The organism is Pseudoalteromonas sp. ABE4_541 (assembly GCF_056312285.1).
This window is the reverse complement of record NZ_JBSVEM010000007.1, coordinates 217,577-233,708: the sequence shown is the minus strand read 5'-3', so window position 1 is coordinate 233,708 and position 16,132 is coordinate 217,577. Positions and strand designations below refer to the sequence as shown.

Here is a 16,132-nt window from a genome sequence, read left to right as displayed (position 1 = left end):
CTGTAAAACGTGACTTTTTCATTGTTGTCTCCTGTTTGTGATATTACAGAAAACTCTAATTAAACATGTCTCATGTTAAGGGAAGTGGACACTTCCTGCTCACTGTTAACTACCAAATAGCGTTCATGTATTGCCCATAGGTAAAAGCTCTTAACTTGATATACGCATTGGCTGTGCTGTGCGCGAGCTCCCCAGATTTCACTGCTGAAAGTAGATAGGAGCGAAAAAGGTAGGTAGGTTTTAGTCTTTTAATAGGAGGGAAGTGATCCCAGTCAAGCTTCTCTTCTTCTAGAAATTGATAATACTTGAGAAGCGCTCGGCTACACGGAGTGAGATCTTTAGCTTTTTTGACTGTCTTCAAATAGAAAAGGTAGCTGTTTGGCTCAATTAAAAATTGGCCACTTCTTGAAAAAAAGGTAGGCAGAGACCCGATGTTGTGATCAATGGGTATGCAGTGGTAATACCCTTCGTCAAAATTTAATTTTGTATTTCTAAATACATTACTTGAGTTTATTAACTGAACCATTTATTTACCTAAAAAGTTGAACCATCTAAGCCGGTTCGACTTAGATGGTAAATGTTAACTTTCCAGATTTATAAACGTGTGACAGTATGTTTTCTACATTAACTCGTCATAGTAACAAACTCTTCTGATCCAGTCGGGTGTATGGCGACGACTGAATCAAAGTCGGCTTTGGTTGCGCCCATTTTCATTGCCACGGCAAAACCTTGGATCATTTCGTCAACGGCAAAGCCGATGCCGTGTAGGCCAACAATTTTTTCATCCGGTCCGGCGCATACTAGCTTCATTTTGCACGGTTGACGGTGCTGGGTAACCGCTGTGTACATGGCGGCAAAGGTTGAGGTATACACTTTAATATTGTCTTTGCCATACTGTTCAATGGCTTGTGGCTCGGTTAAACCAATGGTGCCGATTGGGGGATGGCTGAATACCACGGTAGGGACTAGGTTGTAGTCCATTTTGGCATCTGGCAATTCAGGGTTAAACAAGCGCTCTGCTAACATACGGCCCGCTTTAACGGCAACAGGTGTTAATTCAATGCCGCCTTCCATAATATCGCCCAGCGCATAAATACCTTTCACTGAGGTATTTTGGTACTCATCTACTTTAATAAAGCCACGCTCGTTCGTTGCAACATCGGTGGCTTCTAAGTTAATTAAATCCGTGACTGGCTCGCGGCCAATTGCCCAAATAACTTGATCGACGGTATGTGATTGACCGTTTTCTAAATGTAGAGTCACCGAGCCGTCGGCTTCTTTGCATAGCTCTTTTGGAACTGCGTTGGTGTGTAGTGTTGGACCTTCTTTTTCCATCACCTCGACTAAAGTTTCTACCACAAGTGGGTCGAAGCTACGAAGGGGAGCGTGTTTACGCACAAATAAATGGGTTTCTGTGCCCAAGCTATTTAATACGCCAGCAAGCTCAACGGCAATATAACCTGCGCCAATCACCGCCACTCTGCGCGGTTGTTGCTTCAACTCAAAAAAGTCATTTGAGTCAATACCATATTCGGCACCAGGAATGTTTGGAATTGAAGGGCGGCCACCTACGGCAATGCTGATGTGATCAGCGGTGTAATGTTCACCGTTTACTTCAATGGTACGATTGTCGACAAATTTGGCAAAGCCGTTGATCACGGTGACGCCATTCTTGGCAAGGTACCCTTCATAGCCTTTATGAATTCGGCCAATGTAGGCTTCACGGCTTTCGACCAATTTCGCCCAATCAAAGTTTTTTAATTCAACATCAAAACCATAATCTGGCGCATAGAGTTTGATTGCTTCCGCTACTTGTGCACCATGCCACATTACTTTTTTAGGTACGCAACCTACATTGACGCAGGTACCACCCATATGTTTGGCTTCAATTAGTGCGACTTTTGCGCCACGCATTGCGGCGCGGTTAGCTGATGCAATACCGCCACTGCCACCACCAATTGCGATATAGTCAAAGTGTTGAGTCATAACTTGCCCTTAGTTTATTTCAATTTATTCTACGCTTAGAGAGTAAAGACCGAGCTAAACGGTAAAAGTTAACAGTCTAACTTGTAATTGAGGCATTTGCCCCAATTTCAACACAATACAGCAAAATAACGATAAGAGAACACATTATGAGCAACCCGTTGATAGGGCTTGAAGGCCTGCCGCCATTTTCAAAAATTGAACCTGAACATATTGTGCCAGCTTTGAAAGAAGCGCTCGCTCATTGTCGCCAAACGATTGAAGATGTATTAAAAAACCAAACATTTACTTGGGATAACTTAGTATTACCCATCGAAGAAGCCGACGACAAATTAACGCGCATGTTTTCACCTGTATCTCACATGCATTCGGTGGTAAACAGTGAAGCGCTGCGTAACGCATATAATGAGTGCTTACCAATGTTGTCAGAGTACTCAACATTTGTTGGCCAGCATCAGGGTCTTTACGAAGCATATAAATCAATTAAAGACTCAGCAGAATTTGCTAACTTATCAGTAGCACAGCAAAAAACCATTGATAATCAATTACGTGATTTTACTTTGTCGGGTATTGCACTGAGCAAAGACAAGCAAAAGCGTTTTGGTGAGATCAGTGCGCGTTTATCAGAGCTTGCTTCTAAGTTTGGTAATAATGTAATGGACGCCACTCAAGCGTGGCAAAAGCACATTAGTGATGAATCGTTATTAACTGGTTTACCTGAATCGGCATTGGCACTGGCGCAGCACACTGCACAAGCAAAAGAGCTCGATGGTTGGGTATTCACATTGGACATCCCATCTTACTTACCGGTTATGACTTATGCGGATAACCGAGAGCTGCGCGAGGAAGCGTATCGTGCCTTTGTGACTCGTGCATCTGATCAGGGTCCAAATGCGAACGAATTTGATAACTCCGTTATCATGAATGAAGAACTAGCGCTTCGTCACGAAGCCGCACAATTACTTGGTTTTGATAGCTATGCACATAAATCATTGGCCACAAAAATGGCTGAATCACCAGCTCAAGTATTTGAATTTTTAAATGATCTTGCCAGCAAGTCTAAGCCGCAAGCTGAAGCTGAGCTGGCTGAGCTGGTTGCTTTTGCTAAGCAAGAGCATGGTATCGAAAAATTAGAGGCTTGGGATTATGGTTATTATGGTGAAAAGCTAAAACAAGCAAAGTATGCTATCTCTGATGAACAATTACGTCCTTATTTCCCAGCAGATACTGTGTTGAATGGGTTGTTCACAACCGTAAATCGTTTATTTGGTATTAAAGTCAGCGAAGTTAATGAGTTTGATAGTTATCACCCAGATGTGCGTTTTTTTGCTATTCATGATAAAAACGATGAGTTGCGCGGTCATTTTTATTTAGATCTATATGCCCGTGAGCACAAGCGTGGCGGTGCTTGGATGGATGACTGTATGGGCCGTAAAAAGCGCGCTAATGGGCAGCTACAAACACCGGTTGCCTACTTGGTATGTAACTTTAATAAAGCGGTTGGCGATAAGCCTGCTTTGTTTACGCACAACGAAGTCACCACGTTATTCCACGAATTTGGCCACGGTATCCACCATATGCTGACGCAAGTTGAAGCGGCACCAGTTGCGGGGATCAACGGTGTTGCGTGGGATGCGGTCGAGTTACCAAGTCAATTTTTAGAAAACTGGTGCTATGAAGAAGAAGCGTTGAGTTTTATTTCTGGTCATTTCGAAACGGGCGAGCCACTGCCAAAAGAGCTGTTAGACAAGCTGCTTGCAGCGAAAAACTATCAGTCGGCAATGCAAATGTTGCGTCAAATTGAGTTTAGCTTGTTCGATTTCCATATTCATGCCGACTATCAAGGTGATGACACTGATTATATTCAGTCAAAGCTTAACGCCGTGCGTGAAAAAACAGCGGTGATTAAAGCTCCTGAGTTTAACCGTTTTCAACATAGCTTTAGCCATATTTTTGCAGGCGGTTATAGCGCCGGTTATTACTCATACAAATGGGCTGAAGTGCTGTCTGCGGATGCATTTTCTAAATTTGAAGAAGAGGGCATTTTCAACGAACACACGGGCCGAGCCTTTATGGAAAACATTTTAGAAAAAGGCGGTTCAGAAGAGCCTATGGTATTGTTTACCCGTTTCAGGGGTAGAGAACCGCAAGTTGACGCATTACTCAGACACAGTGGTATTAATAGCGCGGCTTAACGTGTTGGTTTAATCATTGTTTGTAGAAGAGCACCTTAGGGTGCTTTTCTTGTTTTGACTGCTCGCAAATTTATTTTCTAGGTCTATGCTTTTTAAAGAATAGAATGGCTTGAGGCTAGATGATGAGCAAACTGGTATTGGCAATTGATGATGATAAGCTGGCACATTGTATTATTGAAGAAGCACTTTCTTCGAGTTGCCAGTTGCTACATGCTCGTAATGGTGAAGACGGCATACGTCTCGCGCAAAAACATCAACCCGATATTATCTTGCTCGATGTTGAAATGCCTGGTATGAATGGTTTTGAGACATGCCAAAAACTCAAACGTTTAGAGGAAACAGCTAACACCCCAGTGATGTTTTTATCGCAAAAGAGCGATATTTCCGAACGTATGCGTGGTTACAATGCGGGAGCTGCCGATTACATTGTTAAGCCTTTTGAGTGCCCAGAATTATTAGCACGCATTGAGGTACTAGATAACTACCGTCAACAATCTAAGCAATTAGTCCAAGATATACAACGCGCACAGATCACCGCAGAAATTGCCATGACAGACTCGGGGGATATGGGACGGATCATGCGCTATGTCGGCCAATCCTATCACGCACACGATCTTGACTCGCTCAGCAGCTATTTTTTGGAATTCTTTATACCGCTGCAATTGGAAGTGGCTTTAGTATTTTGGTATCGCGGCGATGCAGTGTTTTTTTCGAACGAGGGGAGCATTCAGCCGATAGAGCAAGAGCTACTTGAAAAACATCAAGATGGTAGTCGATTTGTTGACTTTGGTCGACGCACTATCATCAACTACCCGAAGGTGTCGTTGTTGGTAAAAAATATGCCGGTGGATGATGCGGCGCTTTATGGACGTTATAAAGATTTGTTACCGCATTTGCTCGAGGCGACCAATGCGAAAATTAAAGACATGGAAAGCAGTGAAGATGCGCTCAATAAAGTGGAGCAAATAGGCTTAATATTTGAGGCGTTGAGCGCACAGTTGCATGGTATAGACTCACAACATAGCGACAAAGTAACCGCTTTTTCTGAGCTTATTGGAGCGCTTAAAACCAAGCTGTCGAATGAACATAGTGAGCAGCTCGATAAACTCCATAATCACTTTGAATTTTTAAATGACGAATTAACGGTGATTAAATCGACGTTAGACGAAATTACTCAAGTGCGGCATGAATTGCTTGAAAGCATCAACAAAATGGCCAAACCTTGGGGAGAAGCGGATGTCGCATCTCAGGTGGATATTGAGCTTTTCTAGTTAAGTGGAGCGCATTTACCCGCTCTTGCATAATTTATCGGTGTCCCGACTGAACCGCTTTAGGTATACTGAGCAGGCTTTAAGTTAGGAGTCTGCCGTGCTAATTCATACCCCATTTGTTGAAAACCGTCCTTATTTATCAGAACTAGAAAAGCGTTTTACACTCATTGAGTGGGCGGAGCTATCTGGCAACTTAACTGAGCAACCGACCTTTAAACTTCATTATGACGAATCTGGCCTGCAACTTGTTAAGGCTGATGAACCTAAGTTAGGTGCGGTGCTGGTGGATTTTGTTACCGGTGCAGCAGCACATAGGCGCAAGTTTGGCGGCGGTAAAGGACAAGCCATTGCTAAAGCGGTTGGGCTAAATAAAGGTGCAACTCCGCATGTGCTCGATGCCACGGCTGGGCTAGGGCGAGATGCATTTGTACTGGCGGCGCTTGGTTGCAAAGTGACTTTACACGAGCGTCACCCTGTCGTGGCAGCATTGTTATATGACGGTTTACAGCGTGCTTACCAAGATGCAGAAATCGGTGCTTGGATGCAACAAAATATGCAAATGCAATTTGGTTCAAGCCACACCTTATTACCTAATACGGATGAACAGCCGGATGTCGTATACCTTGATCCTATGTTCCCTCATCGAGAAAAATCGGCGTTAGTCAAAAAAGAAATGCGCGTGTTTCAAGCGTTAGTGGGGGGGGATGATGATGCTGATAATTTACTAGAAAGTGCCTATGAACTTGCCAGTAAGCGGGTCGTGGTAAAACGACCAGATTATGCGCCTTTTCTAAACAATAAGACGCCATCTATGCAGATTAAAACCAAAAAAAACCGCTTTGATGTTTATGTTAAGGCCGCAATGAAATAAAGAGAGCATGCGGCTTTGCATATCGTGCGTACGATGAAAGTATGGTTTTAACCTCGCTTGTATAAAATTTAGGTAATTTACATTAAATTGTCATAAAAGGGTAATACTCTACGCGCGCTTACTTTTATATAGGTGTTGTGTTTATGCGTGTTTCGTCGTTTACTCGTTTATTAGCGATTCTATTGGCGTCCGCCAGTGTTTTTTTAGCAGCCGTACTAGTTTGGGCTTCTCAGGTACTCAGTGAGCTAGATAGCCAGAATATGGCATACACTCAACTCAAAAATACCATTCTGATTGATCTTGAAGGCACAATTGAAGACTACCTAGGCAGTGGTGATGGGCAATACCTTAACCGTTCTTCTGAGCTCATTGATAAAATAAAAACACAAAACCTAAGCGTTTTACCTGCTTCCTTAAGTGAAAAAATGCAGCGCCAACTTGAGCAGTTAGATTCAGATATTAAAGGTAAATACCGTGCACTGGGCAAGTTGTCGGGTAACGAGATGGCGTTGCTAGATAATGCCTTGAGACAAATGGCCGGTTCAGCGTCCTCTTTGGTTAGTTACGCACTAAAATCACAAGGGCATGAGTTAGCACCACAGTATCATGAGCTGGCTTCGGACTATTATTCTCAAGTCAGTAATTTGAGTATTTATACCTACCAATTAGTGATGAGTTTTGATACCGATACTGAGAAAAACTTACAACAAACAGTTGCTCGGCTACAGCAGCTTGCAGCTCAGATTTCTGCCTTAGAAAATTTAGGTGTGATGTCTGAAGTCGATGAAGATGAGTTGTTTTTGGGTGCTGAAGCGGAAGACTTAGCGGAAGAAATCAAAGCCGAGTTAACCAGTTGGCCAAATCGTTTTGACAGAGATTTGAGAGCCACACTCAGTCAAGCCAAAAAGCGACAATCGGGGATACGTAGTTTGCGTGATGACATTAAGCGCATTTCTAGCGTCATGCTCAGTGCTGAGCAACAACTAAAGGATCAACAAGATGCCTTATCAGAGCGTGTCTTGCTCATTTTTGGTGTAGCCATAGGTTTACTCGTTTTATTGGCTATGGGCGTCTACCTGGTGCAACGTAACCAAGTGTTAATGCCACTACGTCATCTTCGCGATGGCTTTAAAGACTTGCTAGAAAGTAATGAACTTAAAACGATACAAAGTAAAAACCCCAATACAGAGTTAGGTGAAATTGCCACTTACTTTAACCAACTGATTGAAAGGCAGCGTGTTGAAGCGCAAGAGCGCGAGGAAATGCTCAATGTGATCAACCAATTTATGCAGCAAATGAGTGACAACTTGTCGAAGATCAGCAAGCAGTCTGACATGACTTATCATCGTGTTGAGCAAACTCAAAGTATGCTCGATCAAGTAAAAGAATTGGGTGTTGAAGCCAGTGCTATAAACAGCCAAGTATCTGATAACGCCAATCAAACGTTCAATGCTATGTCGCAAAGCGTGAACTTTGCCGATGCGATGTTAACGGCCAGCTCTAAAACACAAAATCGTGTTGGAGAAGGTTTGGCAAGCTTGAATGAGTTACTCAACGGCGTGGCTGATGTGGGCAAAGTGATTGAAATAATCCGTAACATTGCTGAGCAAACAAACTTGTTAGCATTGAACGCTGCCATTGAATCGGCACGTGCAGGTGAGCACGGTCGTGGTTTTGCTGTCGTCGCGGACGAAGTGAGAAAACTTGCGCAGCAAACGCAAGATTCATTAACGGATATTAACGCACAGCTTAATATTCTGGGTGAAAACTCCTCTCGCGTATCAACACAGATCTCCGCATTGGCAGAAGATGCTGAACTACAGACTAATCATGCTCAGGAGCTGAAAAAGAACTCTGAGGGCGTGGCACAAAGCGCACAAACAGCCAATCAGGTGGCAACCCATGCTATGGAGTTATCGCAGCAGCAAAGCGGGCTGTTAGATAACTTCAGTGGCGAAATGAAACAAATGAAAGAGCAGGTAAATAGTTCCAGCCAGCAAGTCAGCGATATCCAAGGGCGCTTACAAGAACAAATGCATCAGATCCGACATAGCCTTGGTCTACAATAAATAGCCGTTGTACATTGAGACAAGAAGCAGGCCAAGGCCTGCTTTTTTTTTGTCACTTTTTTGGGCTAAATCAATGTGACGCATCGTGCTTTACTGGCACTATCTCCCCTGTATGAATTGTAAATGTATTCCCATACAATCAGTTTTCCACAAAAGGAACTGTGGTGACTAACTAACTTGGTCATGTGTCTCATAAAGCAAAGTATCGCATCGCTGTAATGCCTTGTAATAGACATTGTACCTGATTCAATATTATGGTCTTTGATACCTGTGGATATAAACTAAAAAACAGCGCAAATAATTACAAAGTATTGCTTTAAGTTAAATTTAGGTTTTGTTTTTGTAACTTTTATATTCACATAATATTCAGTTCTGCGTCATCGCTTCGTAAATTCAATTTAAAGCGGAGAGATGATGTTAGTATCAAGGAATTCTTGTTTAAACGCGCGAGTTACGACAAAACCTAATTTAGAATTTTGGCGTATTTGGTCTGAGTATAATGAACGCGTATTATCTTGTTGCTACAAATGGCTTCATAACGATAGCGATAAAATCGAAGATGCGATGGCGCAAACTCGTGAAAAAGCATTTTATGCTTATGCTCAAGATGCCTCTAATATTGAAAATGTTTTTGCCTGGTTGTGTCGAATTGCACACAATGTATGCATGGATATTCATCGATTAAATAGCAAAGAAAATGATTTGGTAAGCCTAGTCAGTGGCAATCCTAGCCAATTTTATTTCACCGAAAACCAATCCATTTCTTTAGAAAGTGAGCATGAACGCGGTCATTTATACGACCAATTAACTCAGGCGATAAATCGTTTACCTTATGACCTTAAGCAGGCGATTCAGTATAAATTTATTTATGAAATGGATTATTCTGAAATTGCCTCTCAACTGCAAATAACACAAGAAAACGCGCGTAAACGGGTGCAGTTAGCGAGAAAAAGACTCAGCGTATTGCAATCAAACCGTTAAAAAAACCTTTTCACAAACTTTGTTTTATTCCGTTATCCATGTAACTGGGGCGTATTGCGCTCCTTAAATTATAAAATTCTACTACATCGTTCACATGGGACTGATGTGGCGGAGCTTGGCTGGAGCATACACATTATGAACAAAAGACAATGGTTTGTGGTTTATACCAAAGCCAATTGCGAGAAAAGATTAGCAGAGCAGGTCAATAAATTACAAAGCGACTGTGAAGCATTTTTGCCGGTTATACAGCAACAAAAACAGTGGAGTGATAGAGTTAAGGTGACTGACACGCCTTTGTTTAAGTCGTATGTATTTGTTTATATCGACGGTAATGAATTTCAACATTTAAAGCGTTTTTCTGGTTTTGTTTCCTACGTTAAATTTAATAATCAGCCAGCCATTATTTCGCCAAGTGAAATCGAAAAAATAAAACAGTTTGTTTTAAATGGTAATATCGTTGATGTGCTGGCAAACCGTTTGGTTAAGGGCATGCACATTGAAATTACAGACGGCAGCTTAAAAGGCTACCGAGGAAAATTAATTGAGCGACGCAATAAAAAACTCGTTGCTGTTGAGGTAGAAGGATTAGAGCAAAGTATGCTGCTAACACTACCCATCGAATTACTCAAACCAGTGAAAGAGGCTTAATCATGGCAGTATTAACAGAGCAGGGACTACAAACACTTAAAGAGCAGCTACTGGGCTATGAAGGATTATCTTTGAAGCCATATCAATGTTCGCAAGGTAAAACGACGATCGGTATTGGCCGCAATTTAACTGATCGTGGGATCACGCTCGAAGAAGCGCATTACTTACTCACTAATGATATTAAAGATGTGTTGGTTCAAGTGAGTAGTAATATCAGTATTTTTAATACATTAGATGAAGCTCGTAAGCTTATTTTGCTTGATATGGCATTTAATTTGGGGGTGGCAGGATTAAGTAAATTTAAAAAGATGATAGCGGCGCTTGAGCGGCAAGACTATGAGGATGCCGCTCGTGAAATGCTGGATTCAAGATGGGCAAACCAAGTTGGTCGTCGTGCACAAGAGCTAGCTAATAGAATGATTGAGGGTTAATACATGCCACGCCATGCCTTGAGTCTTGATAGCGAACAAAGTGCGCTAGAGCGAGAAACTGCGCATCGGCTGTATGAATTTGCTGATGCGTTAAAATCACAAAACGATCAAATTGGAGATGCTTTTGCAAAGCTGCACCAAGTGCTCGATAAACTCATTTCTACACCTCGATTTATGCATGTAATGCGCTTATTTGCACTCTCATCGCAAGAAATGCGCATGTTAGCTTTAGTGTATTTGCAAGAGCAAGATCCTGATGTAATCGCCCCTTTTTTAGGTCTCAGCTGGTTTGAACAAGGTCCAATGTTGAGTTTAGATAAGCTGTTGACTTTGGTCGACAGCGCTCTAAATAAACAACAGAGCATGGCGCATATTAATCAAAGCTCACCCGTGTTTACATGGGGCTTGTTGCGACTACAAAGCGAGGTATTTGATTTACAGCGTTGTGTTCATCTTGCTGCTTTTTTACAGTCGTTTTTGTGCTTTGGAGAGCATGATAGTGCGCAACTGCGCTATTTTTCATTGTCACCGTCACAGGTTGATCCCGTGTTTAGCGCTAGTGGTTATGGGCAGCATGCGTTGGTGCGTTTTAACTTGGTGCAACTAAATGGTGGCGATGAACAATTTAATCAGTGGTTTGTCGCACAAAATGCCATTCAACATCATGTTAAAGCTGCACAATATATCAACGAGCAAGCAGAGCAGATTAACTTGACTGATGTCGTAGGGGAGTTGGCCTGTTTGTTGTTGCAGGCAAGTGGTGAGCCCGTGCTGTTGTACTGGCCTAATTTAGCCTCGCTGCCAAAAGCGTATCTTAGAAAATTAAGCGCTTTGCTTAGGGCAAATAACACGCTCACTTTAGTCACACAAAGTGAAGACGTGACGCTTGGCGATATTTTTGCGAATACATACAGTGAGACTATTCAAGAGCCTAGCCTTGCACAGCGTGCCCAAGCGTGGTTGGCGCTTTGTGCCAGTGAGATGCCAACAGAGGAAGATAAAACCTTCGCAAATCAGCTGGCTGCTAAATACCCTGTGGCGCTTGCCAATATGCAGCACTTAGCCAAGAGAGCCAGACAACAAAGTGATAGCGATTATTGGCAAACACTGCAAGGACTTTGTTTTGAAGCGCAAAGTCAGCATTGCGACGAATTAGCTAAGCTGTGCCAAGCACGCTACACCCTAAAAGACATGATGCTGCAAGATAAAGTGGCAACTCAGCTACATGAATTGGTGGCGCGAGTGAATATGCAAGCCACCTTACAAGCTCGGTTGCCAAGGTTCAATCAAGGCTGTAAAGCGCTGTTTTGGGGTAAACCTGGCACGGGTAAATCTATGGCAGCAGAAGCCATTGCGGGCGAACTGCAACTGCCTTTATACATCGTTAATTTGGCCAATATTGCCAGTAAATGGATTGGGGAAACAGAAAAGCACTTGGCTAAATTGTTTGACTCCGCTGAGCGCAATAACGCGGTACTGATGTTTGATGAAGCGGATGCGATTTTTGCTAAACGCAGCGAAGTAGAATCAAGTCATGATAAAAATGCCAATATGGGTGTAAGTTATTTGTTGCAGCGTATGGAGCATTACTCAGGGTTATTGCTATTGAGCACCAATTTTAAAAACAATTTAGATGAAGCGTTTTTAAGGCGTTTTCACGGGGTAATTGAATTTACTTTACCTACCGAACATGAGCGAGTCGCTGTTTGGGCGCGCCATTTGGCAGACAATGCCGATAGCCATTTACAGCAAGGCATCAACAAGCTTGCCGCGTTGTTTGAACTGAGCGCCGCACAAATCATCAATATTTGTGAAGTGGCGCTGTTACAAAGTTTAATGGCCAATAAACCTCTGATTAGCCGCAACGAAGTCGCCATGGCCATTCATCGTGAAATGGCTAAACAACATGGTGGTTTTATGGCGCAGCAATCTCTAACCAATTGGTTACACGGAGACAAACATGGACCCAACGCTTATTTATAAAGTGCAACAAGCACTTAAAACCTTACTTGAGCAAACCGTATTACCCTATAGCGACAGCGCTTTACTTGGTTTGGGGGGAGCACAAACCAAGTTGAGCTTTCAAGCGCCCGACAAGGCGTTTTTTGACAAAATGGTGAGTGATATTCCAGTTATTAACTGTTACTTAATTGGGATCAGCGAGGATATTCAGCGCCGTCAAAGTGAACCTCCACGCACGCAAATGAACTTTACGCAAACCCACCGTACTCGGTTTATTGAACCAAGATTTGTATCGCTTAGCTACATGATGACGGTGTGGAGTAAAGACGAAGAGCAAGGTGCTGAAATTGAACATTTGTTTTTAAGTCATTTAATTGCTGGTTTAGGTAAGTTTGATTTTATCCCCGAAGATATTATGCAAGCGCAACAAATTGATATTTCGCCTTATGGGGTTCGCAGTCAGTTATTCGGTAATGAACACAGCGAAAAAATCACAGGACAAGTGTGGCAAGCACTCGGCAGCACGCCAAAACCAACCGTTATCTACTCGCTATCACTTCCAATGCCGGTATTTGACCCTGTTCAGTTGCCAATCATCAAGGAAATGAACAACAAACTTGATAACAAGCCCAGCTAACTTTCTCTTTCTTTTTTAAACCAACTCCTTATTCGGCTAGTGTTGAGCGCTCGCTCTGCGGCTGACATTTATATCTAAAGATCACAAAGGACAATTATGAGTACTTCAGACCGTAATGCTGAAATTAAAAGCTATTTCCAGCGTGGAGATATTCCAACGCAAGAAGACTTCGGCCAACTCGTTGATGCCGCAACCACAGACCTAATTGCCAATGAGCGTTTGCAAGACGAAATTAACTTAATGCGCGATGGTAAAACAACCTCGGTGAGTGCGACGAATATCGTAGGCAATGGTAGTCAGCTAACTAATCTAGATGCTGACCAACTGAGTGTGGGCACGGTCAATAATGCACGCTTACCTGAGCAAGTAGATCTAACGCAAATTGGTGCGGACTCTAAAGTGACGGCAAAAGCGATTGTTGGTGATGGCGCGCAAGTGACTAACCTTGCCAACGAACACCTGCCTAAGCAAATTAATTTAACCACGGCAACAGGCTCAGGAGAGGCAAGCTTAATAGCAGAACAGATCAGTGCAACAAGGGTCAACGCGAGCTATTTAAATGGTGATGGCACGCAAGTGACTAATCTTGCTAACGAGCACCTGCCTAAGCAAATTAACTTAACCGTGGCAACGGGCTCAGGAGAGGCAAGCTTAACGGCAGAACAGATCAGTGCAACAAGGGTCAACGCGAGCTATTTAAATGGCGATGGCACGCAAGTGACTAATCTTGCAAACGACAACTTGCCCAAACAAATTGACTTAACTACCGCAACTGGCGAAGGAATAGCCAGCTTAACAACAGAGCAACTTACTGCGACAACGGTGAATGCGACCTCACTGGTTGGTGATGGTACGCAAGTAACTAACCTTGCAAACGAAAACTTGCCCAAACAAATTGATTTAACCACAGTAATAGGGACTGGTACGGCAAGTCTTACGGCCGAAGATGTGTATGCTACAAGGTTAACTGGTGATGGCTCACAAGTCACAGGTTTAGACGTTAGTAATTTAAGCGGTGGCAAGATTGATAACAGCTTGTTGAATGAAGCGAGCCAATCAACACTCGGGATCGCAAAGTTTGCCACGGCCAGTGACTTAGACAGCGGCACCATAGATAGCGTAGTCTCGGCAGGCGATTTAAAAAGCGCGTTCGATAGCACTAGAAGTTATGTCGATCAGGAATTAGCGCTTCTCCAAGCGGGCATCAAGTTTAAGAAAGAAGTCGCGACAGTGTTCACTGATAACTATGATTTGACCGCAGGCGTGCCAACAGAGGCTGTTAATGGTCATCTTATTCAAGCTGGTGACAGGGTGTTGTTTAGTGCTCAAGATGAGCTTGCAGAAAACAAAGTGTGGGTAGCACAAGCAGATAATACTTGGTTACTGGCTGAGGATTTTGACAATACACCTGAGCAAGAGCTGTCAGCTGGCATATCTGTCGAAGTGTTAAAGGGCAGCGTCCTTGAATACTCAATTTGGACTGTGAGTGAGGTAAGTGCAGTTAATACGCAAGTGCTTTTAACATGGCGCAAGCGTAATGATGTTGTTAACTACCAGCCAGGAGACGGCATTGTTTTTGATGGTTTAACCATTAAGGGCGACCAAGCTTGGGTTGAAGGAGTGGTACAAAACACCACGATTAACGCGAGCAGCTTACAAGGTGAAATCGCCAGTAATCAAATTGCGAGTACCCTTGAAAACAAAACGTTTTCAGGTAATGGGGCAGGATTAACGGCTCTTAACGCCGATAATATGACAAGTGGCAGTTTAGATATTACACGTTTGCCTTCGCAGCTAGACTTTACACAAGCAGGCTCGGTTGCTAACTCAAGTGTTCAAGCGGCGCGTTTTATTGGTGATGGTAATGCTCTGAGCAACTTGGATGCGTCGAATATCTCAATGGGCCAAGTGGCCGCCAGTTTATTGGCAGAAACAGGTCAAAATTGGGATTTTGACGCATGGTTTGCGCGTTCATTAAAAGCTCACTTGCGTGAAATGGAAGTGCCTTTTGATTTTCTGGATAAATATGGCTTTAAAGATTTAACGCCTGTTTCTCACATGGGTCAATACGGCACAGCGCAACTTCTTGATTATCAATACTACACTGTGCAGCATAACTCGGGTACATGCATTATCAGAGAAAGACTTGGGCGATGGGACTTAAATTTTGGTCAATCAGGTTTATTAGCACTTCCAAGACCAAATAATGTTTACCTATATAGCTTCAATAACAGCCTGTATGCGATTGAAGTGAGTGGGGCAAGGTTGAGTTTTTACCGACAGGAAAGCTCTGCCATTGATGGGACATTGGATTTAGAACAAGCAGCGTTCTTTTTTGACTCAGCGTATGTGGGTAAAGAGCACAAGATACATGCGCTCTATCATGACGTTGATTACCTTTACGTGCATATTGAAGTGGTTGACGCGGCACCGGTTGAATCGCTTGTTTTACGTATGGATACACAAGGAGCGTTTGCTTCTCACCCAGTAAATGCGCAGGTAAATGCACTTTTTGTTGGTGATGGCACTTTGCTTAGGGTTTTGACGGAGAATGATGTCTATGACCTTGATAACAGCAATTTTTCACCTGGTGTAACGAGCAATCTTACGGCCACTTATAGCGGTATGTTCAATAAGGCTTATCTATATTCTCAAATATTTTATTTAGAAGGTGGGGAAGGTCAGATCTCGTGGACCACGGGTGATAAAGACAGCTTCTTTTTATCGCAAAATACAAACGTTAAAACGGATTTTTCAATCCCAGGTATATCGGATACTCTCACAATTCATGACTTTTACATTGTAAAAGATCGTTTAGTCGGTATTTGGTTTTCAACCTTCGTTGGGCAAAATTATCAGCACTATTTTACGGTAATCGATATTGTAAATAACACGCTCTTGGCCAGTTATAACAATGGGCAGCCATTTGCAATAAATCATGATCTATTGTTTGCAATAGCGGATCAAAATCATATTTTACTCAATGCACATTCAAGTTCATTTAGGTTAACTTACCTTGAACAGGGCAATATCATGCAAGTCGTTAATATTCCAACGGCTTAACATTTTACCAAACATTCATTT

11 protein-coding genes are annotated in these 16,132 nt (G+C 42.8%); 10 read left to right on the top strand and 1 reads right to left on the bottom strand.

Annotated features, from left to right (window positions below; genetic code table 11):
* Positions 1-624 precede the first annotated feature (624 nt).
* Positions 625-1,986 carry a glutathione-disulfide reductase gene (gene gorA, locus ACW689_RS09500; RefSeq protein ID WP_476290681.1) on the bottom strand — a complete coding sequence of 454 codons (1,362 nt, stop codon included), beginning with the start codon at positions 1,984-1,986 and terminating at the stop codon, positions 625-627.
* Positions 1,987-2,132: 146 nt separating this feature from the next.
* On the opposite strand from gorA, the gene prlC reads away from it, so the two are divergent.
* From prlC to ACW689_RS09450, 10 genes are all read left to right on the top strand, one after another.
* Positions 2,133-4,178, top strand: coding sequence for an oligopeptidase A (gene prlC / locus ACW689_RS09495; protein WP_476290679.1), 2,046 nt, complete (start codon positions 2,133-2,135; stop codon positions 4,176-4,178).
* Between the two features lie 122 nt (positions 4,179-4,300).
* Positions 4,301-5,449 (top strand): response regulator, encoded by a 1,149-nt coding sequence (locus ACW689_RS09490; RefSeq protein ID WP_476290677.1) that lies wholly within the window; start codon positions 4,301-4,303, stop codon positions 5,447-5,449.
* A gap of 97 nt (positions 5,450-5,546) precedes the next feature.
* Entirely contained in the window at positions 5,547-6,320 is a 774-nt protein-coding gene (locus ACW689_RS09485; RefSeq protein WP_476290675.1) for a class I SAM-dependent methyltransferase, read from the top strand.
* A 143-nt stretch (positions 6,321-6,463) separates the two neighbouring features.
* Positions 6,464-8,389 (top strand): methyl-accepting chemotaxis protein, encoded by a 1,926-nt coding sequence (locus ACW689_RS09480; protein ID WP_476290673.1) that lies wholly within the window; start codon positions 6,464-6,466, stop codon positions 8,387-8,389.
* Between the two features lie 411 nt (positions 8,390-8,800).
* Complete coding sequence (locus ACW689_RS09475) at positions 8,801-9,370, top strand: RNA polymerase sigma factor (RefSeq protein ID WP_476290671.1); 570 nt, start codon at positions 8,801-8,803, stop codon at positions 9,368-9,370.
* A gap of 135 nt (positions 9,371-9,505) precedes the next feature.
* On the top strand, positions 9,506-10,018 hold the full coding sequence (locus tag ACW689_RS09470; protein WP_476290669.1) for a UpxY family transcription antiterminator: 513 nt from the start codon (positions 9,506-9,508) through the stop codon (positions 10,016-10,018).
* Between the two features lie 2 nt (positions 10,019-10,020).
* Positions 10,021-10,449, top strand: coding sequence for a glycoside hydrolase family protein (locus ACW689_RS09465; protein WP_476290667.1), 429 nt, complete (start codon positions 10,021-10,023; stop codon positions 10,447-10,449).
* Positions 10,450-10,452: 3 nt separating this feature from the next.
* Positions 10,453-12,432 carry an ATP-binding protein gene (locus ACW689_RS09460; protein WP_476290665.1) on the top strand — a complete coding sequence of 660 codons (1,980 nt, stop codon included), beginning with the start codon at positions 10,453-10,455 and terminating at the stop codon, positions 12,430-12,432.
* Complete coding sequence (locus ACW689_RS09455) at positions 12,410-13,048, top strand: Pvc16 family protein (RefSeq protein WP_476290663.1); 639 nt, start codon at positions 12,410-12,412, stop codon at positions 13,046-13,048. The genes ACW689_RS09460 and ACW689_RS09455 overlap by 23 nt, the downstream gene beginning before the upstream one ends.
* A gap of 96 nt (positions 13,049-13,144) precedes the next feature.
* On the top strand, positions 13,145-16,111 hold the full coding sequence (locus tag ACW689_RS09450) for a hypothetical protein (protein ID WP_476290661.1): 2,967 nt from the start codon (positions 13,145-13,147) through the stop codon (positions 16,109-16,111).
* Positions 16,112-16,132: the final 21 nt, after the last annotated feature.